This is a genomic window from Trinickia sp. HAY1-2D, from assembly GCF_056754935.1.
In genome coordinates this window covers 3,632,804-3,653,835 of sequence record NZ_JBPGWX010000002.1, presented here as the reverse complement: position 1 = coordinate 3,653,835, position 21,032 = coordinate 3,632,804, and the positions used below count along the sequence as shown (strand labels likewise).

At 60.3% G+C, this 21,032-nt stretch carries 17 protein-coding genes and 2 pseudogenes; 16 read left to right on the top strand and 3 right to left on the bottom strand.

The annotated features are described in order from the left end of the window. The first annotated feature begins 1,095 nt into the window (after nucleotides 1-1,095). Both ACR9ZC_RS24060 and ACR9ZC_RS24055 read left to right on the top strand, forming a co-directional pair. Nucleotides 1,096-1,731, top strand: coding sequence for a hypothetical protein (locus ACR9ZC_RS24060; RefSeq protein WP_481582186.1), 636 nt, complete (start codon nucleotides 1,096-1,098; stop codon nucleotides 1,729-1,731). A 22-nt stretch (nucleotides 1,732-1,753) separates the two neighbouring features. After that, nucleotides 1,754-2,635, top strand: coding sequence for a hypothetical protein (locus tag ACR9ZC_RS24055; protein ID WP_481582185.1), 882 nt, complete (start codon nucleotides 1,754-1,756; stop codon nucleotides 2,633-2,635). Between the two features lie 115 nt (nucleotides 2,636-2,750). Here the strand turns inward: ACR9ZC_RS24055 and ACR9ZC_RS24050 are convergent, their stop codons facing one another. Continuing rightward, nucleotides 2,751-2,960 (bottom strand): hypothetical protein, encoded by a 210-nt coding sequence (locus ACR9ZC_RS24050; RefSeq protein ID WP_481582184.1) that lies wholly within the window; start codon nucleotides 2,958-2,960, stop codon nucleotides 2,751-2,753. Between the two features lie 202 nt (nucleotides 2,961-3,162). Between ACR9ZC_RS24050 and ACR9ZC_RS24045 the strand changes: the two are divergent. From ACR9ZC_RS24045 to ACR9ZC_RS24025, 5 genes and pseudogenes are all read left to right on the top strand, one after another. Next, nucleotides 3,163-3,602 (top strand): annotated as a pseudogene (locus tag ACR9ZC_RS24045) (transposase); the annotation flags it as partial. A 5-nt stretch (nucleotides 3,603-3,607) separates the two neighbouring features. Continuing rightward, nucleotides 3,608-3,781, top strand: a complete 174-nt coding sequence (locus ACR9ZC_RS24040; RefSeq protein ID WP_481582785.1) for a hypothetical protein — start codon at nucleotides 3,608-3,610, stop codon at nucleotides 3,779-3,781. A gap of 805 nt (nucleotides 3,782-4,586) precedes the next feature. After that, on the top strand, nucleotides 4,587-6,026 hold the full coding sequence (locus ACR9ZC_RS24035; protein WP_481582183.1) for a purine-cytosine permease family protein: 1,440 nt from the start codon (nucleotides 4,587-4,589) through the stop codon (nucleotides 6,024-6,026). Between the two features lie 83 nt (nucleotides 6,027-6,109). Continuing rightward, on the top strand, nucleotides 6,110-6,655 hold the full coding sequence (locus ACR9ZC_RS24030) for a VOC family protein (protein WP_481582182.1): 546 nt from the start codon (nucleotides 6,110-6,112) through the stop codon (nucleotides 6,653-6,655). Nucleotides 6,656-6,678: 23 nt separating this feature from the next. Continuing rightward, nucleotides 6,679-8,258, top strand: a pseudogene (locus ACR9ZC_RS24025) (phytoene desaturase family protein). Here the strand turns inward: ACR9ZC_RS24025 and ACR9ZC_RS24020 are convergent. Beyond that, a complete protein-coding gene (locus ACR9ZC_RS24020; protein WP_481582181.1) occupies nucleotides 8,255-9,205 on the bottom strand; it encodes a LysR family transcriptional regulator in 951 nt (316 codons plus the stop codon). The pseudogene ACR9ZC_RS24025 and the gene ACR9ZC_RS24020 sit on opposite strands and share 4 nt — an antisense overlap. Nucleotides 9,206-9,364: 159 nt before the next feature. On the opposite strand from ACR9ZC_RS24020, the gene ACR9ZC_RS24015 reads away from it, so the two are divergent. From ACR9ZC_RS24015 to ACR9ZC_RS23990, 6 genes are all read left to right on the top strand, one after another. Beyond that, nucleotides 9,365-10,387: an AraC family transcriptional regulator gene (locus tag ACR9ZC_RS24015; RefSeq protein WP_481582180.1), complete on the top strand. Its 1,023-nt coding sequence runs from the start codon at nucleotides 9,365-9,367 to the stop codon at nucleotides 10,385-10,387. A gap of 92 nt (nucleotides 10,388-10,479) precedes the next feature. Further along, nucleotides 10,480-11,682 (top strand): porin, encoded by a 1,203-nt coding sequence (locus ACR9ZC_RS24010; protein WP_481582179.1) that lies wholly within the window; start codon nucleotides 10,480-10,482, stop codon nucleotides 11,680-11,682. A gap of 241 nt (nucleotides 11,683-11,923) precedes the next feature. Continuing rightward, nucleotides 11,924-12,712, top strand: coding sequence for an SDR family oxidoreductase (locus ACR9ZC_RS24005; protein WP_481582178.1), 789 nt, complete (start codon nucleotides 11,924-11,926; stop codon nucleotides 12,710-12,712). 44 nt (nucleotides 12,713-12,756) lie between these two features. Next, nucleotides 12,757-14,001 carry a styrene monooxygenase/indole monooxygenase family protein gene (locus ACR9ZC_RS24000; protein ID WP_481582177.1) on the top strand — a complete coding sequence of 415 codons (1,245 nt, stop codon included), beginning with the start codon at nucleotides 12,757-12,759 and terminating at the stop codon, nucleotides 13,999-14,001. A gap of 10 nt (nucleotides 14,002-14,011) precedes the next feature. Beyond that, nucleotides 14,012-14,557: a flavin reductase family protein gene (locus tag ACR9ZC_RS23995; protein WP_481582176.1), complete on the top strand. Its 546-nt coding sequence runs from the start codon at nucleotides 14,012-14,014 to the stop codon at nucleotides 14,555-14,557. A 36-nt stretch (nucleotides 14,558-14,593) separates the two neighbouring features. Continuing rightward, nucleotides 14,594-15,385: a cyclase family protein gene (locus tag ACR9ZC_RS23990; protein ID WP_481582175.1), complete on the top strand. Its 792-nt coding sequence runs from the start codon at nucleotides 14,594-14,596 to the stop codon at nucleotides 15,383-15,385. A 49-nt stretch (nucleotides 15,386-15,434) separates the two neighbouring features. Here the strand turns inward: ACR9ZC_RS23990 and ACR9ZC_RS23985 are convergent, their stop codons facing one another. Further along, entirely contained in the window at nucleotides 15,435-16,466 is a 1,032-nt protein-coding gene (locus ACR9ZC_RS23985; protein WP_481582174.1) for an AraC family transcriptional regulator, read from the bottom strand. Nucleotides 16,467-16,760: 294 nt separating this feature from the next. Between ACR9ZC_RS23985 and ACR9ZC_RS23980 the strand changes: the two genes are divergently transcribed. From ACR9ZC_RS23980 to ACR9ZC_RS23970, 3 genes are all read left to right on the top strand, one after another. After that, nucleotides 16,761-18,998 carry a thiamine pyrophosphate-dependent enzyme gene (locus tag ACR9ZC_RS23980; protein WP_481582173.1) on the top strand — a complete coding sequence of 746 codons (2,238 nt, stop codon included), beginning with the start codon at nucleotides 16,761-16,763 and terminating at the stop codon, nucleotides 18,996-18,998. Between the two features lie 94 nt (nucleotides 18,999-19,092). Further along, nucleotides 19,093-20,610 (top strand): indolepyruvate oxidoreductase subunit beta family protein, encoded by a 1,518-nt coding sequence (locus ACR9ZC_RS23975; protein WP_481582172.1) that lies wholly within the window; start codon nucleotides 19,093-19,095, stop codon nucleotides 20,608-20,610. Continuing rightward, nucleotides 20,607-21,032, top strand: coding sequence for an acyl-CoA thioesterase (locus ACR9ZC_RS23970; protein WP_481582171.1), 426 nt, complete (start codon nucleotides 20,607-20,609; stop codon nucleotides 21,030-21,032). Before ACR9ZC_RS23975 ends, ACR9ZC_RS23970 begins: the two co-directional genes overlap by 4 nt.

Below are 21,032 nucleotides of genomic sequence, written 5' to 3'. Positions count from 1 at the left end.
TCGTGGTTTGCTGCCTGCGCCCGACCCGCTGAACTAGGATCGACGGTCCCGTCGAGGTTGCATTCCAGCGTAGCGGCAAGGCAAGGCAAGGCGTCGGCGACGCGATCCTGCGCCGCATCCTGGGGTATGCGCCGAAGCGGGGCGACGTGCTGCACCGGCACTACGTGAGTCTCGATGCGCGATATGTTGCCGGTCCGCTGGAACAGATTCAGGCAGCATTGTTAATACGTGCTTCGGCTGCGGCATAATCATGCCGAACGGGGAGACTGCGTGAACGTTGCGGTCATTGGCGAAGACGGGGACGAGAATGAAACAATGGGTCGTCGCGAGTTGGCTTTGCATGAGTTGGATTTGCTCGGCGGTCGCGAAGACACCGGCGGACATATACCCTCAGTCGCTTCAAGGCACGCACTCATACGAGTTGGGGACGGTGGTCCTTTCGTTAATGCCGCAGCCCGGCCAGCAGCAGATAGGTTGGGACTGGAATGCTGACTCACCGATTCAATGGCAAAGCGGATATACGCAAAATCCCGGGGCGGTACGAAGTTATCGCAATGGGGTCCTGAGGATCAATGTGATGGGTAGAATCTCCACGGTCCTTCGGCAGAGAACCGACGAACTAGGCTGGACGATCACGCTCTACACGGATGCGCCGCCCAAATTCGGACCCGATTCGATCTCTATAAGTCCGGGTCTACCAGACAGCGGCGAATGCTTTGGAACACTCTACGACGGTTGTAATTTTGATCCTCTGCCATCGTTGGAACAGGCTGGCATTCACGCGAAGTTGATTTGCCAGTTCGATGAATCCGGTCGTAGCGATCCGAACAACGACAATTTCACACGTACCTACCGTGTGAGTGCGGCGGGAAAAGCCCCTCTGTTGCTTCAATGGCAGAAAAGCAGCGGATCGGGGGGAAGTAGCACTTCGATTACTCTTCTGCTAAAGACATCTGCTACGCGAGCATGCAAACCTGACACGCCTTGACGGACCAACTGCATGACGTGTGAGGTATCGGGGAAACTGGATGAAGCGAAAACGAAGCCTGGTGTTCATGCGTCGGTGGCTTTTGGTATACGATCCACGATGCGTTCGTGCAGACATTCGGATGGCTTACGCTGTTTGGTGGCTCCTTCGGTGGCTTCGCCCTTGCCAAGTTCGGCGTCAGCGTGACCAACGACCAGTTCACAAACAACGTCGTCGGGGCGGTCGGTGGTTTTGTCATCGGCGTGGGCGTCTACGCGATATTCGGGTTCTTCAAGACCCGGCGATACATGCAGCCGCTTGCCTTATCGATCACGGACGACGTGCGGTCGCCGGACTTCGCCTTCAACGATCAGTTTCGTGGCTACAGTGTGGCGACTATCGTGCAGAACCGCTCGGATGTGCATTGGAAGGACTGCACCGCGCACGTGATGAACGCACCACTTTACGATGGATCGACCGGTCCGCGATTTGTGGAGAAATTCGATCTTCCACCGAAGTCGAAGAAGACGGTCTACGTCGCCTACTGGTTCTCGCGTGAATCGCCAAACCCCGATGACCAAGACATCGGATTGGCGGGGCCGGTTGACGCTTGTTGGGGCGGCAACGTATGCCGGATTCCGGGGAGCGGCACGAATCTTCATATTCGGATTCGTCCACAAGACGCGGCCAGTAAGGACGTTCGGTGCCGGGTGTGGATCGATAGGGCTGCTCGTAGACTGAGAGCGGAACCACTACCGGACTGACCCATGTGCTTTCCGCCGAGTCATGGCTGATTATTCGACGAATCTCGCGGAACGGTTCTCGAACCGTGGACCGAAGGTTGGCTACGGTGCGATCTGCCGAGCGCACGGCCCGCTTACGGCAGATCATGTGCCGCCGAAGAACTGCGGCAACATCAACGATTCCGTATTCACCGATGTCTATGGCGCGAGTCCCGAGAGGCCGAAAAGAATGGTCTTCTCACAGGGTGGGTCGCACTTCAAGACCATCTGTTCTCGCTGCAACAATACCGTGCTGGGTACTGAGTACGATCCTGCCTTGCGCGATGTGGTCCATCAAATCGAAAGATATTTCACGTTGGCTTCCCGTAGCCGCTTATCGTTGCCCCGGACACAACGTTTCGATTACCAGCCAAACAGGTTTCTGCGCGCCGTGGCGGGACATCTATTAGCCGCGAACGTTGTCCCAGACGTGCTGTCAATCGATCCAGTTGCGCCGCTTGACGCCGCATTGCGACGATACGTGCTGGACCCGACGCAGTGCCTTCCCGAACAGTTGTGCGTGTATTACTGGTTCTATCCGCATCGACGCCGCGTCGTCATGAAGCATTCTGTGATGGGATTCCTCCGGTTCCTAGGCGGAAACAACGAGACTATCTACGGGCACGTCTTTAAATTCTTCCCCTTCGGCTTCTGGTTCGTATGGAACGAGGATGGTGGCCGTAGTCCGCAGTTCAACCTGCGGCGTTTTGACGATTCGTCGCGTTTCATCTCAGCCTCGTCTCGTCTGGTGTTGGACATCTGGCCTCTACGGTCGATGAACTTCCCCGAAGCGTTGCAGAATGACGCTGTGTGGCTCATGGCAGACAAATACGTTTCGCAGGCAGATGACCGTAAAAAGCGGGACGAGGTCGGCAACGCCCTTTGACGGGCTGCCCGCTGAGCGCTGACGCCGCGTCGCTGGTCCGGTTCTACGTTGCCCCCTTGCCTTGCCAGCGCTGAGACGCGCAAAGCGACGTTCGTCTGCGCTCGCACAACGCGTGTTAGGTATTGCGCCGTCGAGGACGGGACTCGATGCCATTGGCAGCTAGTAACTTCCGAAGCCGGTGGTTTTCCGCGAACAGCCCGACGATCACGATAGTCATGATGATCGGCCCGGACCACTGTCCAGTGTAGTGATAGAAGGCCCACGCACCCAATGCGCACGCAATGGCGGTTAGGATCAGGGCGATACGGTCAAGAATCCAGTTCATGCGAGTGCCGCCTGCTGTCGAGATGTCGCGCGATGGCGGAAGGCATAGCTTCTCCCCGACGGGGAATCGATGATCACATCTGGGTTGCGCTGCAAGAAGGCTAGCATCGTCGCCGGAATATGTACCCGATTGCGACCAGCCCAACGAGTGACCGACGATGATACCTGTGCGCTGTTGGTGCAGACCATCGAATCACTGGCCGCGATCGGGATCGGGCGTGAAGTTCAATTCGACGATCGTGCCGCCGTACGTGAGGAAATCGCCTCGCGTCAGCGCAGCGCTGCCCTTGCTGTATCTAAAGGGTATCTCGACGGGCGATATGGGCGAAGCGTTGAGCGTGCTGCTGGGCGATGACGCCAAGGGCTTGTCGGCCAATGTGGTGAGCCGGCTGAAGGCGCAATGGGCTTCTGGGCGGCGCCGGAAGAGGTGTTTCCGGCGACTCGCGCCGACGCGCACGCTGCGTTCGATCGTTTCGTGCCGATCTATGCGGCAAAATATCCGAAGGCGACCGAGACGTTGAAGAAGGATCGGGAGAGCTTGCTGGCCTTCTACGAATTTCCTGCTGAACATCGGCAGCACTTGCGCACGACCAACGCGATTGAATCGGCGTTCGCGACCGTGCGCCAGCGTACGACACGCACGCGCAATTGCGTGTCGCGACCAACCTTCCTCTGGCATTCAAGCTGATCGAGGGAGCCGAGAAAACATGGCGCCGTATTAACGGCCCGGAAAAGATCAAGCTGTTGCTCGAGGGCGTTGCCTTCAAGGACGGCGAACCGGTGCAAGACGATCGGCCGGTTCAGCAGAAGCTCGCCGCTTGAAATCGACCGTCACGATGCTGCCCATACACCACACTTGACCTTAGCTCCTCGCCGGCAATGGCGGACCATTCTTCCGACAACGCCTTGGCCCTGCGGATTACTGCTGGGCGCGGATAGCCATTGCCGCAGTTGGATAGCGGTCACTCTGGGATAAACCTATCGTTGTCTTACCTGCACGTTGCGTCGAGGGATCTAAAGAGCCGAACGGCCATGGCCCCGATCCTTGGCAGGCATGTGGGTTCTGGATGGAGGTTGAGATGGGCGCTATGAACGGAGTGTCGAACGACACGGAACCTGTTGTTCCGGGATTGTTGGCGGTGATCGAAAAGTGGCTTGATCTGGGCCTCTCGTCCGAATGGCACTCGATGCATCGCAGCAGCAATAGCGCGTACCCGACAAGGTGCGTTCGCGTTGAAATGCCTGGGCGGGAAAGTTCAGGGGCGATGTACTTCTTTCTTCATGACGACGGGAGCTGGGGCGTGTTCCCGCAGGAAGATCACGGGCCCGCCATGTCGACACGCTTGTTTGTCGCTTGATCAGCCTGCATCGCGAGAAGCAGGGATATCCTGGATATTGCGCGAAATTGTGGAATTACGGCATGCGGGCTTTGCGACCGCGACGATCGTCGAACACGTGTGACGTGTCATGCCGCAGCCTTTCTTTCACTCTTGGGACATCCGTTGCTCGAACCGGATCGTCAATGGACTTGTGAACGTTGACGATACGTTCAAACACGGGCGGAGCCGCGCTTCGTTGCAGGTTAGCGGCTACCGCATGGACAGGGGCGTAGAAAGAGGAGCGAAGTATGAAGGACGAAAGTCTTAGCGTGGCGATCGAGGACCATGCATCGGAACGGGTGCCAGAGGGTGCTCGGAAGGGGTGGCTTGCCCTGTCGTGGAACACGGCGGGCATCGTAACGTCCCTGGTTCAATTGTTTTTCGGAGCGTTGGTCACGTTCGTCGCAGGCATCAAAATCGGGCTTCTCGCGGGCGTCACGGTTACGGTTGTTGGCGCTTTGCTTGGTTGGGCATGCGGCCATGTCGCGTATCGGTCGGGATTGTCGAGTACGGTCATGTCCCGCTATTTCGGGTTTGGCCAAAAAGGCTCGATCATATCGTCGCTCATCTTCGCGTTCATGATCATAGGCTTTCTTGCGCTCGAAAATGCGCTGTTGTATCGAGGGTTCGTCTTCTACTTCGGCCTCGCCGATACTGTCACCGCACGCGTTGCCATTTATGGCCTGATGAGCGTGATCTGGGTACTGCTGACGGCTTACGGCTTCGCGTTGGTCGCCAAAGTCTCGTCGGTCACGCTCGTCCTGTTCCTGGCTGTATTGGCCTATATCGCCTACGTCGTCATCGCCGGCGCTCCGCATTCCCTTTCAGATCTGTTTTCGTTCGGTCCGCAGTTTCCGGCCGAGGCGCTGAAAGCGATGGGCGCTGAAAGCGACGGGCAGAAGTTCATCTTCGCAGTGAACGTGTTGATCGGATCCGCCGGTGCACTCGCGCTCGTCGATGCGGATCTTGGCCGCTACGCGCGTCGGTCGCGGGACATCGGATTGGCTGCGTTGATCGGCAATCTGATGATGGATGTTTTGATGCTTGGGCTTGGCGGCATCGTTATGTACGCGGGCATTCCGTCTCTCGTCGAGTTCTATACGCATACATCGGGGATGACACACGCGGCGGCCATGCATGCAACGTTGGAGAGCCCCGACAGCGTCACCGCGGCATTCGTCGTATTTGGTGGCGTGATGGGCGCGTTGCTGATGGTGCTCGCTCAAGGTAAGGCTCAGGTGCTCAACACCTACAGCGCATCGCTTTCGCTTTCCAATCTGTTCGACGCACTCAGTGTCAGGCCGGGACGGCTGGCGTTTGTGATCCTGGCCAATATCATCAGTCTGGTGATGCTCTACGGAAAGATCCTTGCGCTGGTCAATTCCTGGATCACGATTCTAGGCGTGCTGACGACGGCATTTGCCGGCATCATCGTGGCCGATTTTTTCGTCGTTCGGCGGCTGGTCAATGAACAAGACCTCGGTCTGGACAAGCCCGCGGAAATCGTCAATTGGGCGGGGGTCGTCACGTCGATTGCGGCGGTGGTTCTCGCCCACTACGTTCTCGTAAGGTTCATTCCGGTAGAGGCAATCAGTACGGTCGTCATCTGCCTGGTGGTGTATCCGGTGCTGCGTTTGACCGTGTTTAAACCCGCACGCAACGGCCGGCCGGTATCGGCAACTATTTGAGCGTCGATGTTCCCGCTCGCGTGGATATGGCGTGTATCCCATGCGAGCGCCTTCGTCGCCTCCCACCCGACAGGAGACCACTAGTGAAACACACGCGTTTGCCCGGTTTGATGCACGTTGATCACGTCGCCTTGACTGTGCCCGACCTGGACGAGGCCGTACGCTTCTATCGAGACGTGCTCGGCGCCAACGAACTCTACAGAATGGGGCCGTTCGATGCCAGGGAGTTGCCCGCGTTGCCCGATGGCACGGACTGGACACAGGCGCACCTGAACATCGCCGGAGCACGTTTGAATTTTGTCATGATGGCGCTCGGCAAGAATCTCATGCTGGAGCTGTTCCGCTATGAGCGGCCGCATGACGCCGCGACAACGCCACCGAGGAATTGCGACATCGGTGCGAGTCATATCGCGCTGAAGGTCGAGAATCTCGACGAGGCCTTGTCGTTCCTGCGTTCGCGCGGTGTGAGCGTGATGGCAGGCCCGATTGCGATCGATAGCGGCTCGTGCGCGGGACTACGGGTGAATTACTTTCTGGACCCGTTCGGTAATCAGTTGGAACTGGTGGAGTACGGACATCTGCCCTTTATGGATAGCACCGACGCGCCGCTCTACGCGCGTTGGCAGTGAGACGACACAAAGCGAGCAATACGATGCAAGAAGAATCGGATGTCGTCATCGTCGGCAGCGGTATCAATTCGCTGGTCTGCGCGGCGGTACTATCGAAGCGCGGTAAGCGGGTCACGGTGCTCGAGCGCAATGCCGACCTGGGGGGCTGCATTCATAGTCAGGAATTGTTTCCTGGTTACACGCACGATGTTTTGTCGTCCTGGTATCCACTGTTCGTCGGAAGTCCTGCATATGCAGAACTGCGCGAGGACTTGCTGGCTGCCGGCTTGGAATTCGCGCAAAGCGACTATACGACCGGCATCGTCACACCGGATGGTCGCGCGATAGCGTTCAAGCAGAATCTGGCCGATACCGCCAATCGGCTCGATGCCATTTGCGCGGGCGACGGCGCGGCTTTTGCATCGATGGCTGAGCGAATGTTCGGCGAAGACGCCGGGCTGACCTTTGGCTTGCTCGGTGAAAACCCATACGGTTGGAAAATGGCCAAGCTGGCATGGCGGGAATGGCGCCGCCGCGGGATGGACGGCTTGGTCGCGTTTGCCGGAGAAGCGCTCGAGAGTTTCCGTCGATGGGGCAACCGAAGCCTCAAATCGGATCTCGCTCGCGCTGCGATCGCACCTTGGGTGCTGCATACAGGCCTCGGGCCCGACGACGCCTGCTCTGCACTGATCGGCAAGCTGACCTTTGCCGCGGTTATTGCGGGCGGCATGCCGGTCGTAAAGGGCGGTAGCGGCAACATCGTCAAGGCCTTCAGATCCGTCATCGAGCGGCGCGGCGGCACCTTCGTGACCGACACGGACGTCGAACGTGTGGTCCTATCGGGCGGCCGGGCCGTAGGCGTGCTTGCGGGCGGCCGGCCATGGCGTGCTCGTGAAGCCGTCGTTTGCAATGTGACGCCGCGCCAATTGTACGGGCGCTTGTTGCCGGACGTGGCCACACCGTGGCGAGAACGGGCCGAAGGTTATCTGTTCGGCAGAGGCGACATGCAAATCCATTTCGCGTTGTCTTCTCCCCCGATTGGTGCGATCCCGAACTTGCTCGTGTTCCGCTGGTGCATCTGTCCGAAAGCATGGAAAACGTGTGCCTGTCCGTAACACAGGCCAATAACGGGCTCATTCCGAGCCGCCCTACGATTGCAATCGGTCAGCCGACTGCCGTCGATCCGAGCCGTGCACCCGCGGGCGGAGCAATCCTGTGGCTGCAGATGCAGGAGATGCCTTCGCGCTTGCGTGGCGACGCGCTCGGCGAAATCGGCACGCCGGCGGACGGACGGTGGACCGAAGACATTCGCGAGCAAGTCGCGGATCGGGTGCAACGCCAGTTGGAAACGGTGATGCCGGGTTTGCAAGCAAAGATCGTTGGGCGCCGAGCCTATTCGCCGGCGGATCTCGAGGCACTCAATTGCAATCTGGTCGGGGGCGACCCGTATTCAGGCGTGTGCTCGCCCGATCAATTCTTCTGGCTTCGCCCATTTGCCGGCGTCAACGGGCGCCGCGGGCATGACACTCCATACCGCAATCTCCATCAAATCGGTGCCTCGACTCATCCGGGCCCCGGATTGAGCGGCGCTTCGGGCTGGATGGTCGCCAACCGTCTGAGCTAGGGCGACTGGCGCTGATCGATGTCGCACGATGATACCGAAGCCGGTGAATCGCTGAGCGCTCGAATGACCAGATCTCTTAGCCAGCGATTTGCGGCGCGTTCGTCCGAGTCGGGGTGCCAGTGAACTGTGACGGCGACGTCGGGAATGATCGCCGGCAAGTCGTAGACCGCGAACTGGCCATTGGGATTAAGTAAAGGCACCGTTCTTCTGGGCAGCGTCACCATCCAATCGGTCTGCGCGAGGATATGGGGCACAACGGTGAAGTGCGGAACGCGCAATGCAATCTGACGATGGATGTTCTGTTCGCGAAACCGTTCCTCGATTTGATGATGGGCGCTCTCGAGCGATCCGACGAGAATGTGAAGCATGGACAGGTATTGATCGAGCGTCAGCCGGGCCTCCGGCAGATCGCCGCGACGACGTGTCATGCACAGGTAGTCTTCGTGAAATAGCTCGTGATGATGCGTGCGGCCCAGCAGCGCGGGCAGATTGCCGATCGCGAGGTCGAGTTTTCCGGCTCGCAGCGATTCCTCGATCTGGCCGACAGCGACCGACCGGATATCGAGCTGCACGTGCGGCGCACAGCGCGCCAGCGCGCCGCACAGAGGGGGCGCGAAGGCGAGTGCGCCGAGGTCGGACATCGCGATGCGAAAAACCCTCGTGCTGGTTTCCGGATCGAACGGCGCCATCATCTGAAGCGCGCGGTCGGTTGCCGCCATGGCTTGACGCAGCGGCTCACTCAGCGACAAGGCGGCCGATGTCGGCTGCATTTCGTTGCCGGTCCTGACGAAAAGCGGATCGTCGAGGTGCGCGCGAAGCCGGCCGAGGGCGTAGCTGACCGCGGGCTGGGAAAGGCCCAGACGGTTGGCGGCGAGCGTTAGATTGCGTTCTTCGAGAATGGCATGGAAGACGCGAAGCAGGTTCAGGTCGAGGCGGGCGGTATCCATGGCGAGCCGCAGGTATTGATGTGAGGAATGTGTCTGGCTCGGTTTTGGTCGTCCAGCCCATAAATGAACTTATTTGGCTCTCCGATATTGATAGATTCGGAGAAACGTCGTGGCTTCTTTAAACTCGACCGTGCCAACAGCTTCAGGTCGGGTGACCCCATGTACTCTCAGCCCCGGTTCTACGACGGCACGCCAGGCGCGTTCCATCATTTCAGCGTCGAATTCCAAGGTAGAGTCGATCCGCCCAGCGTGATCGACATGGTAGGGCGCGCGTTCAAACCGCACAAGATGTCGCTCGTGGCGCCGTCCCGCGAGCTTGACGCCGCGTTGCTCTCGATGAGGATCGGCGGGTTGCAGATCTTTTACCTGCGGTATGGTGCGGAGGTCGCGGTCGATCCGGGCGAGCTCGGCAGCTTCACGTTGGTTCAGATGCCAGTTGCCGGGGCCGCTTGCTATACCTGCGGGACACAGCAGGTCTTGGGCGGCTCCGAGATAGCTGCGGTCCTGTCGCCTCAAGAACCCACGCGCATGCGTTTTTCGCCCGATCTTGCGCAGATCATCGTCCGTATCGAACAGCAGGCGCTCGAGCGTGCATGCGTCGATCACATCGAGTTGTTGCCGAAGCAGGGCCTTCGCTTTCATCCGGCGATGGAACTCGCGGGTTCCGCAGGGCAAGCATGGCGCAGTGCGCTAGCGTATGTGCTGGAGGGAAGTCTTGCGTTTCCGGAACTGCTCGCCCGGCCGTCTCACGCAGAACGCTGCGAGCGACTATTGATCGATACGTTGCTTCTTACGCAACCGAGTACGTGTTCGGAGCATCTGGTCGATCTGTCGGGGCGAAGGACCGTAAGACCCGGGTATGTCAAACGTGCGGAGGATTACATGCGCGCGCACCTTGCGGATGTGGCGTCGGTCGAGGAGATTGCGCGCGTCGTCGGGGTGAGTCCCCGTGCACTCTTCTATGCTTTCCGCCAGACCTACGATCAACCACCGATGTCATATCTGCGTGAACTGCGACTCAAAGCCGTGCATGCCGAACTCAAATCGGGCGACCCAGCGACGACGCGTCTGACCGACGTCGCGATGCGTTGGGGGTTCGCGCATTACGGACATTTCGCCTCGCATTACCGCCGCAGGTTCGGCGTGCGTCCGCAGGATACGCTGAACGAGGCTCGCGCCTGAAGAAACGCCAGCAGCGCGGCGAATAAACGCCGCAATCGACTCCTCTTCGTCTATAGGACTCGCCCTGCAGAAATCGGATAGCTGCACGACTTTTGGACTTTGATGATCCGACCGTGCTCGCGCAATTTGACAGCAATGCCGAGCGCAACAACCAAAGTTCGATTTCGTTTAGCACGAGGAGATCAGGAATGAAGGGGGAGTACATAAAGTGCCGGTCGGTTGCGCTGAGCTTCGCTATCGCGGCGCCGTTCGCGTGCCACATGCCTTCTGCGCACGCGCAGAGCAGCGTCGAAATTTACGGATTGATCGACTCGGGGATCGACTACGTCACCAATGTCGGCGGGAAGCATCAGTTATCGCTCGGAACCGGCGTGCTTGCGCCGAACCTGTTCGGGTTTCGCGGCAAGGAGGATTTGGGCGGCGGGCTCGCCGCGACGTTCGTGCTCGAGGGCCAGTTCAACGAGGCAAACGGTGCGTCGATAGGAAGCCTCTTTGCTCGCCAAACCTATGTGGGTTTGACAGACAGCAAGTGGGGCCGCGTGCTGGCCGGCAACCAGTACGATTTTATGTTCACGTCGCTTGCGGTGAGGCGCTATGGCCCAGAGTTATTCTACGTCACGCTACAAAATCTGCGCCAAGGGCCGTTCAACGGTTTGGGCATTCCCAACCGGCCGGCGGGCGGGTTTGACTTCGATGGGGTCGCGGGCGACCAGCGGATAACGAATTCGGTCAAATACGAAAGCCCCGACTTCGGGGGATTCAGCTTCGGCGCGATGTACGGATTGGGCGGGGTCGCCGGGACCTTTTCTCAGAACAGCGCGCAGAGCTTCGCGCTCGACTACAACACGAGCAGGTTCAACCTCGATGCCGCCTACACCTACGTGCGTTATCCGGGCATCGACAACGGTCACTCCGGAATACGCAACTTCGGCTTCGGGGGCGGGTTGTTTGTCGGACCAGCCTACTTCGACGCGCTCTACACGAACACAAAAAACACCTTCAACGGGGCGGCCGTCAATGTGTATGAGGTGGGCGGCATGTATCCGATCAGCCCGTTTCTTCATTTTGCCGCTGCCTATCAGTTTATGGACGGCAACGCCGTGCTCAACGGCAACAAAGCGCATCAGCTCAACGCGATCCTGGACTATGCCCTCTCTAAGCGGACAAATGTCTACGTAAGCGCCACCTATCAGCGTGCGAGCGGCAACGGAGCGCAAGCGCAAATCACGTTGTTCGGCCCCTCGGACGGCCGCAATCAGATGGCGTTGCGCATCGGCATGCAGCATCTGTTCTGAACGTCGAGCGCGAAACCGGGCGCAACGAGAGGCATCGGTCGGCAGTCTTGCGATTGCCGGTCGATGCCTTCGTCGTTCATCGGGGCTCGATGCGGCGCTTCAATACCGGCAGGCGGTGGATAGTCTTTGCGCGATGCGGATACAGGCATTTCGATTTGGCGACCCATCATTGAATCGAGCCTACGGGCCGGTATCTCAGTCCGTAGCGTACGTGTCATTTCCTCGATCAAGGCGGATTCGCATGAAAGATCTTGAAGGCAAGGTGGCCATTGTCACAGGCGGTGCGACGATTATCGGCGCCGCCGTCGTCGATGCCCTTCGCAACTACGGTGCCAACGTGGCGGTGTTCGACATCGATGAAGAGGGCGGCGCGCGCGTGGTCGCGCGCGATCCGGTGCATACGCGCCTTTGGCGGGTAGACATCGTCAATGACGAGCAACTCGTCAAAGGCGTCGCCGAGGTCGCCGAGCATTTTGGGCGCGTGGATTTTCTGGTGAATCTCGCAGCGACGTATCTCGACGACGGTGCGCGCTCCGGTAGACGCGATTGGCTCACCGCACTCGATGTCAACGTAGTCAGCGCAGTCATGGCGGCGCGTGCCGCGCAACCGTACATGGTGAAGGCGGGCGGCGGCGCGATCGTCAATTTCACGAGCATTTCTGCGAAGGTCGCGCAAACGGGGCGATGGCTGTACCCGGTGTCCAAAGCGGCGCTCATGCAGCTTACCCGCAACATGGCGCTCGATTTCGCGGCGGACGGCATTCGAGTCAACTCCATATCGCCCGGATGGACATGGTCGCGAGTCATGGACGAACTGACGCATGGCGACCGCGCGAAAACTGACCGTGTAGCGGCGGACTACCACGCGCTCGGACGCGTGGCCGACCCCGCCGAAGTTGCCGATGTCGTTGCCTTTTTGCTGTCCGGTCACGCTTCGTTCGTGACGGGCGCCGACTACGCCGTCGACGGCGGTTACTCCTGTATGGGCCCCGAGCAAGCCCGGCCCGCCATTGCCCGGTTGGCCGAATGAGCGGCTTGTCGGAGCGACCAGAACATTTATCAAGGAGAACATCGATGCGCCGAATCGTGATCGTAGGAGCGGGCCAGGCGGGTTTGCCGCTCGCGCTGGGGCTGCTGCAAAAGGGCTATGAGGTGACGGTTGTAACGAATCGCACACCGGACGATATTCGGAAAGGAAAAGTCATGTCGAGCCAGTGCATGTTCGGTCCTGCGTTGCAGATCGAACGCGATCTCGGGCTCAATCAATGGGAGCGCGCATGCCCTCCCGTTGAAGGGATCGGCTTTGCCGTCCCCCCTCCCGAGTCGAAAGGGGCCAAGCTGATCGACTGGAATGCACGCCTGGATGAATCGGCTCAGTCGGTCGATCAGCGCGTGAAGATGCCGACCTGGCTCGAACAAGTCGAAGCACATGGCGGCCGGGTGATCATTCAGGACGCCGGCATTGCCGAACTCGAGGTGCTGGCAGAGCAGCATGACCTCGTGCTTCTGGCCGCGGGAAAAGGCGAGGTGGTCAGGTTGTTCGAGCGGGACGCAACGCGATCGCCGTTCGACAAACCTCAGCGCTCCCTGGCGCTGACCTACGTGCATGGCCTCGAACCCTCGCCCGGGTATTCGCGTGTGTCGTTCAACCTGATTCCTGGCGTCGGCGAATACTTCGTGTTTCCGGCGCTGACGCTGTCGGGCCCGTGCGACATCATGGTGTTCGAAGGGGTGCCGCGCGGTCCCCTCGATTTCTGGCGCGAGATTCGTACGCCTCAGGACCATCTTGCCGCCAGCAAGCGCTTCCTCGAAACGTATTTGCCGTGGGAAGCCGATCGGGCACGCCGCGCCGAGCTGACCGACAACAACGGCGTGCTGGCAGGTGCTTTTGCGCCGACGGTGCGCAAGCCGGTGATGACGTTGCCGTCGGGCCGCCTCGTGTTCGGGCTGGGCGATGCCGTCGTGACCAACGATCCGATCACGGGGCAGGGCGCGAACAATGCCACGAAGGCTTGCAGAGTTTATTTGGATGCCATCCTTGCTCGCGGCGAACAGGCTTACACGCGCGAGTGGATGGAACAGACATTCGAACAGTTCTGGGATTACGCGCGCTGGGTCGTTCAATGGACCAATTCGCTTTTGAGGCCGCCGCCACCGCACATCCTCAACTTGCTCGGTGCGGCAACGAGGCTGCCGTCGCTCGCGAGCGCGGTCGCAAACGGTTTCAATCATCCGCCAAGCTACTTTCCGTGGTGGGCCGACGAAAGCGAATGCGAGCGTTTCGTAGCGAGTCACGAAACCGTGCCGTCGATCGACTAAGGAGGCCGACATGTTGCAATGCATGATCGAAACGAACCACTGCCGCGACGAGATCGACTCGTGGGGCGACGTCGACCTTCAGCCGTCGGCGCTGCGCAAGCTGCTCGGCAGTTATCCGACGGGCGTTGCGATCGTGACGACAAGCACGCCTGGCGGGCGACCGGTCGGCCTCACGATCAATTCGTTCGCTTCGTTGTCGCTCGACCCGCCGCTCGTCCTTTGGAGCCTTGTCAATCAGTCGTACAACCTGCCCGTATTCCGAGACTGCACGCATTTCGCGATCAACATTCTTTCCAGCGGCCATGAAGCACTGGCTCGCCGCTTCGCCAGCCCCGCGGTGGCCGATAAGTTCGCCGAGGTGGCTTGGCGCATGGCACCAGAAGGCGTGCCGGCGATCGAGGAGTCGATTGCAACGTTGGTATGCGTGCATGATCATTGCCGCGATACGGGCGATCATTTGCTGCTCGTGGGGCGAGTCGTACGCACCGCAAGCAGGACCGGCGAACCGCTCGTTTTTCACGCGGGGCGCTTCACGACGCTGCCCTCAACCCCCTGAGTCGTTCCGGCGAAGGGATATCCATGGAGTATAAAAATGCGTTCCCAGTCTAACGAGACCCTGCAGGCCCTGGCCGAACAGTTGGCGGCCGGTGCTGTCCGCGTGGTCGATCTGACACACACCTTGTCGCCGGCATTCCCGGCGCTGCAGTTGCCGCCGCAGTTTGGCCAGGTGCAGCCATTCAAGATCGAGCGGATCTCGCATTACGACGAAGCTGGCCCAGCCTGGTATTGGAACAACTTTTCGTGCGGCGAACACACGGGAACGCACTTCGATGCGCCGGTGCATTGGACGAGCGGGCGTGATTATCCTGACGGCAGCGTCGACACCATCGATCCCGCGCAATTCATCGCACCGGCTGTCGTCGTCGATGCCAGTGCGCACGTGGCGGATAACGAGGACTGGCTGCTCACAGTCGGGTTTTTGGAGGCGTGGGAACAAGATCATGGGGCGATCCCGAAGGGCGCCTGGCTACTGTTTCGCACTGACTGGTCGAAACGCGTCGACGATCCGGCTGCGTTCCTCAATGTTCGAAAAGATGGCGCTCATACGCCCGGGCCGACGCAGCAGGCGGTCGAGTGGCTCATTCGCGAACGCGAGGTCCATGGGTTCGGCGTCGAGACGATCAACACCGATGCCGGCCAATCCTACTCGTGGCCGCTGCCGTATCCATGTCATACGCTCATGCACGGCGCGAATCGTTACGGGCTGCAGTGCCTGAAAAATCTCGATCAATTGCCGCCGCGTGGCGCGCTCATCGTATCGGCGCCTTTGAAGATCGAGCACGGCTCGGGCAGTCCGCTTCGGGTGTTGGCGCTCGTCGGATGAGGCGATGAAGTCTCGGCCCCTCGGCGGTCAGCCTGAATCGCCAGGGGCGTCAAGCCGTGCGCGAGAAACTGTCCTTGCGCAACGTCTGGCTCGGCGTCTCGCCATATCGGCGCTTATAGTTGTTGCTGAAACGGCCCATATGTGCAAAGCCCCATCTGAGCGCGACGCCGGATACATTAGCGGCTTCCCCGCTCATCAATTCCGTGCGTGCGCATTCCATGCGCAGATCGCGCAGGTACTGCATCGGGCTGACGCCCAGAAATTCCTTGAAGCCCGCGTACAGGCTGCGCATGCTGACGCCCGCCGCCTGTGCGATTTGATCCGCTGAAATAGGCTCGTGAGCATAAGCCCTCAGGTAATCCGTCGCTCTCCGAACGTGTCGAGGCAGGATCGTGCCGCGGCGAGCCGGTGCCGGATTGCTGTAGCTGTGCTGCTGTGCGGCAAGCAGCGTCGAGGCGACGAGCTGTTCGATCTGGTCGACGACGAGTCGATGCGCCATTAGATCTGAACATTGTGTCGAGCAGTCGACGATGTAATTCAGCAGGCACTGCCAAAGCGGGCATGCTTGCCAACCGAACCCGAGCGTGAAACGCAGTGGGCTGTCGAGGGGATGGCCAAGCTGTGCGACCAGCGTGCGCTCGAGCAGAGAGCGCGCAATACGGACCATCAATTGATCGTTGCCGGCGCTCCACTTCATGCACGTGTCGTCGTCGGGGCTCAGAACCGATGCGAGCTCGGGGTGCGAGTCGATCCGTTGCGCGCCGCTTTGGATCACGGCGCTTCCCGCGAGCGGCATCTGCACCAAAAAGAAGTCTTCCAGCGGACCGGGGCCGATCTCGACGGCCGGTCCATAGCGAAGCCGGCTGACCGAGACATCCCCGAGCGGCAGGAAGTGCATCCTCGCGTCCAGTCGTTCGCTGCCGGATATCTTCAGGATGTGGGGCTTCATGACGCGCCCGACCATCGACCTCGCCTCGTCTGCGTCCGTCGACGCGAACAACAACATCCCCGGGCCGTCCTGGGCGCGCTCAAGCAGCTTCGCCGGCCCGGCGGCGCTCGAAGAGAAGGTCGCCTGCAACATGGCCATACCTTTATCAAAATCGAACCGGAGCAGCCGGGACGTCGAATCCCAAGGTTGCCGGAAGTACCAACACCCCAGCCTGCTTTAAAAGAATAGTACTGCCCAGGACCTTCGGCGAGGACGGAGGAAAACCCCGCCTTGAATGCGCGTCGATATCCCATTCGTGCAATCTATATCCGCATCCTGCGGAAAGTCGAGTTGCATGATTAATCATGTATTGACGCAGCGGTTCCCGCGCCCGAAAGTTGAGCACATGGGCACGACGTGCCGGAGCACACACATGAGAGGAGAACGATGGCTGAGCGATCGTTTGTCGAAGAGGTAAAGAAGCTGCGCCTTGGCGAGGGCGAATTGTTTAGCGGCGAAGGCATTTTGGCGGTGACGAAGGCGCTGCTCGAATCGGGTGTCGCGTATGTTGCCGGCTATCAGGGTGCGCCGATCTCGCACTTGATTGACGTATTGGCCGATGCGCAAGACATCCTTGCGGAATACGGCATTCGTTTCGAGAACAGCGCAAGCGAGGCGACGGCAGCGGCAACGCTCGCCGCCTCGGTCAACTATCCGTTACGCGGGGCTGTGACGTTCAAGGCGACCGTCGGCACCAATGTCGCGTCCGATGCGCTCGCCAACCTTGCATCGGGCGGTGTGATGGGAGGCGCGCTCATCATCGTCGGCGAGGACTACGGCGAGGGTTCATCGATCATGCAAGAACGCAGCCACGCGTTCGCTATGAAGTCGCAGATCTGGCTGCTCGATCCACGCCCGAATCTGCCGTGCATCGTGCAGGCCGTGAAGGACGGCTTCGAGTTATCCGAAGCGAGCAATACGCCGGTCATGTTGCAAATGCGCATTCGCGCCTGCCATGTGCATGGTCAATTCGTGACATCGGCCAATCGCCGTCCTGCATTCACGGTCAAGGATGCGCTCGAGAACCCCACGCGCGACGTCAGCCGAATCGTTTTGCCACCGGCCAGTTTTCTGCATGAAAAGGAAAAGGTGCAGGCACGATGGCCCGCGGCGATTCGCTTCATCCAGGAGCGTCAACTGAATGAGTTCTTCTCGGAAGACGCAGCCGATGTCGGGATCGCGTTGCAAGGCGGCACCTACAACACGCTGATCAGGGCGCTAGATAAACTCGGCCTCGCCGATGTCTACGGCGAATCGAAAATACCGCTGTACGTGATGAACGTCGCGTATCCGCTCGTGGATGAGGAGTTCGAGCGGTTCTGCAAAGGCAAGCGCGCGGTACTCGTTATGGAGGAAGGCCAGCCGAATTTCGTCGAGCAGAACGTGGCGAATATCCTGCGTCAACTGGGGCTGGGCACGGTGCTCCATGGCAAGGATTTGCTGCCGATGGCGGGCGAGTACAACACGGCGACGGTATACGCTGGCGTCAGAGGTTTCCTCGAACGCTATGGGATCGTTGTCCCGACACCTACCCCCATACCCGCACCTGCCACGCCGACGCGCCGCGTCATTCCCCTTGTCGAGGTGCGTACCGCGGTGCCTGTTGAGGAATCATCCGCGGCTTTGGACGCGGCGACGGATGGCTCAGAAGGAGAGGGGACGGAGGCGCTCGAACGCGCGGTCCATGCGCGCCCCCCAGGTTTTTGCACGGGTTGCCCGGAGCGGCCGATTTTCACTGCCATGAAGCTCGTCGAGCGGGAGCTGGGACCGCACCATGTGAGCGCGGATATCGGTTGCCATCTCTTCTCCATTCTGCCGCCGTTCAACCTCGGCAATACGACGATGGGATACGGGCTGGGTGGCGCCGGCGCCGCAGCGCTCAATGCGCCGGACGGCAAGCGCGCGATATCCGTAATGGGCGATGGTGGCTTCTGGCACAACGGTTTGACGAGCGGTGTCGCGAACGCGGTTTTCAATCGCAGCGACAACCTGACCGTCGTCGTCGACAACAGCTACACATCGGCGACGGGCGGTCAGGACATCTTGTCGTCCACGGCCGTCAATCCGACGCGCAGCACGGGACACGAGATCGAGCAGGCGGTGAAGGGGGTTGGGGTCAAGTGGGTACGAACGGTCAAGCGCACTTACGACCTGAAGACGATGACTGCGACGCTGCGCGAAGCGCTGACGACCCAGGTCAAAGGCCCCAAGGTGCTGATCGCGCAGAGCGAGTGCATGCTCAACAAGCAAAGACGCGAAAAGCCGAAGACACGCAAGGCGATCGCTGCGGGCGAGCGCGTCGTGCGCGAACGCTTTGGCGTCGATCCGGATACCTGTACCGGCGACCATTCCTGCATCCGGCTGTCCGGCTGCCCTTCGTTATCGATTCGCCCCAACCCCGATCCGCTGCGCCAGGATCCTGTCGCGGCGGTCATGGACAGTTGCGTCGGCTGCGGGCTTTGCGGCGAGGTATCGCACGCGGCAGTGCTCTGCCCATCGTTCTACCGTGCGCAAATCGTCAGCAATCCGACGCGCTGGGATCGTCTCCGCCAACGGGCGCGCGATGCGGTAATCGGCTGGCTGCAGCGCAGCGACGCCCGGCGTCGCGCGCGATACGCGTGTTGACGCAATACGTGCCGGCGCTGCGCAAATGGATGCGTCGTTGCACATTGGCCTATCGGGTACTGCTACCCGTCGTCGCTTCACGAGGAACATAGGAATGAAAGTTGAGCCGATCAAGATCGCCATTCTCGCCATGGGCGGCGAAGGCGGCGGTGTGCTCGCCGATTGGATAGTGAATCTGGGCGAAGCCAATGGATATTTCGCACAAACGACGTCGGTTCCCGGCGTCGCGCAGCGCACAGGGGCCACGATCTACTACGTCGAACTCTTTCCCGGCGCGGACAGCGCCGCGCGTCGGCCGGTGCTTGCGCTGATGCCGATGCCGGGGGATGTCGACGTTGTGCTCGCATCCGAGTTGATGGAGGCGGGGCGCGCCGTTCAACGAGGCATCGTGACGGCAGACCGCACGACGCTCGTCGCGTCACGCCATCGCGTCTACTCGATCGCGGAGAAGTCGGCGATGGGCGATGGCCGCGTCGATAGCGATGTTTTGGTGAGCCAAGCCTCCCGTGCAGCGAAACGGTTCATCCATTTCGATATGGCCGAGGTGGCGGAGCACACGGGCAGTGTGATCAGCGCCGTGCTGTTCGGAGCACTTTGCGCGGCCGACGTCCTGCCGTTCACTCGAGACCAGTTCGAAGCGACGATCGAGCGGGGCGGTGTGGGCGTCAAACCCAGCCTCAAAGCGTTCGACGCCGGTTACGCGCGTGCGAAACAGGGTGAGCCCGACGCGGCGGCCAAGTCGACGGAGCGTGAAACGGCTGCGGCGAAGCCGTCCCCGAGCCACCCCGCGGTCGCCGCGCTTGTCGAGCGTGCACACCGCCTGCCTGCCGCGGCGTCTGAAATTGCCGTTGAAGGCATCCGTCGTTTGATCGACTACCAGGATGTCGCCTACGCCCGTCTCTATCTTGACCGTCTCGATGCGTTGCGGTCCTCCACGGGCGGCGGCGATCCCGCGTTGCTGAGCGAGACGGCGCGTCATCTGGCGCTGTGGATGTCCTACGAGGACACGATTCGCGTCGCGGATCTGAAGACACGAAGCAGTCGCTTCGAGCGTGTGCGGGGAGAAGTGAGAGCGAAATCGGATCAGTTGCTGCAGATCAACGAGTTCATGCATCCGCGGATCGAGGAGATTGCCGAAACGCTGCCGGCTTCGCTGGGGCGATGGCTGCTTCGTCCGCACGCAGCGAACCGATTCGTGACGCGGTTCTCCCAAAGCGGGCGAGTCGTCAAAACGAGTTCGTTGGGCGGCTTCCTTCTGCTCTTCGGTTTGGCGCGGTGGCGCCGCTGGCGTAGGGCTACGCTGCGCTACGTCATGGAGACCGAGCGTATCGAGACGTGGTTGTCACGCATTCGAACGCTTGCGGCGAGCGACGCCGCTCTCGCACTCGAGACGGCGCAGTGCCAGCGCCTCGTGAAAGGATATGGCGACACGCACGCGCGCGGCTTGAAAAACTATGAAACGCTGATGGGTGTCGTCGATCGCCATTCGGCTTCATTGAAACCCGCCACGTTGCGCGAACTACGCGACGCCGCGCTTGCCGACGAGCACGGCAAGGCGCTGCGTGCCTGTATCGAGCGGCACGCGCTTTCTGCCGGGGATCTGCAATCATGAATCCGCGCAAGCTGAGTCAACGACACCGCATCCGCTTCGCCGAATGTGATCCTGCGGGCATCGTGTTTTATCCCCAGTATTTCGTGATGTTCAACAACCTGCTCGAAGCCTGGATCGATCGACTGATTCCCGAAGGCTTCGCGGGATACATCGGCAAGCATCGGCTCGGATTGCCTACGGTTCGATTGGAAGCGGAGTTTCGTGGCATCAGTCGAATGGGCGATGACGTCGAACTTACACTCGAAGTACAGCGTCTCGGCGGAAAGTCCATGACGCTTTCGCTTGCTTGCAAGGGAAGCGATGGCGACTTGCGTATGAGCGTGACGCAGGTCGTCGTGACCACCTCTCTCGAGACGCACCAAGCCATCGACATTCCCGTCGCGCTGCGCCAGGCGCTGACTTTGGAATCCATCAACGAATAG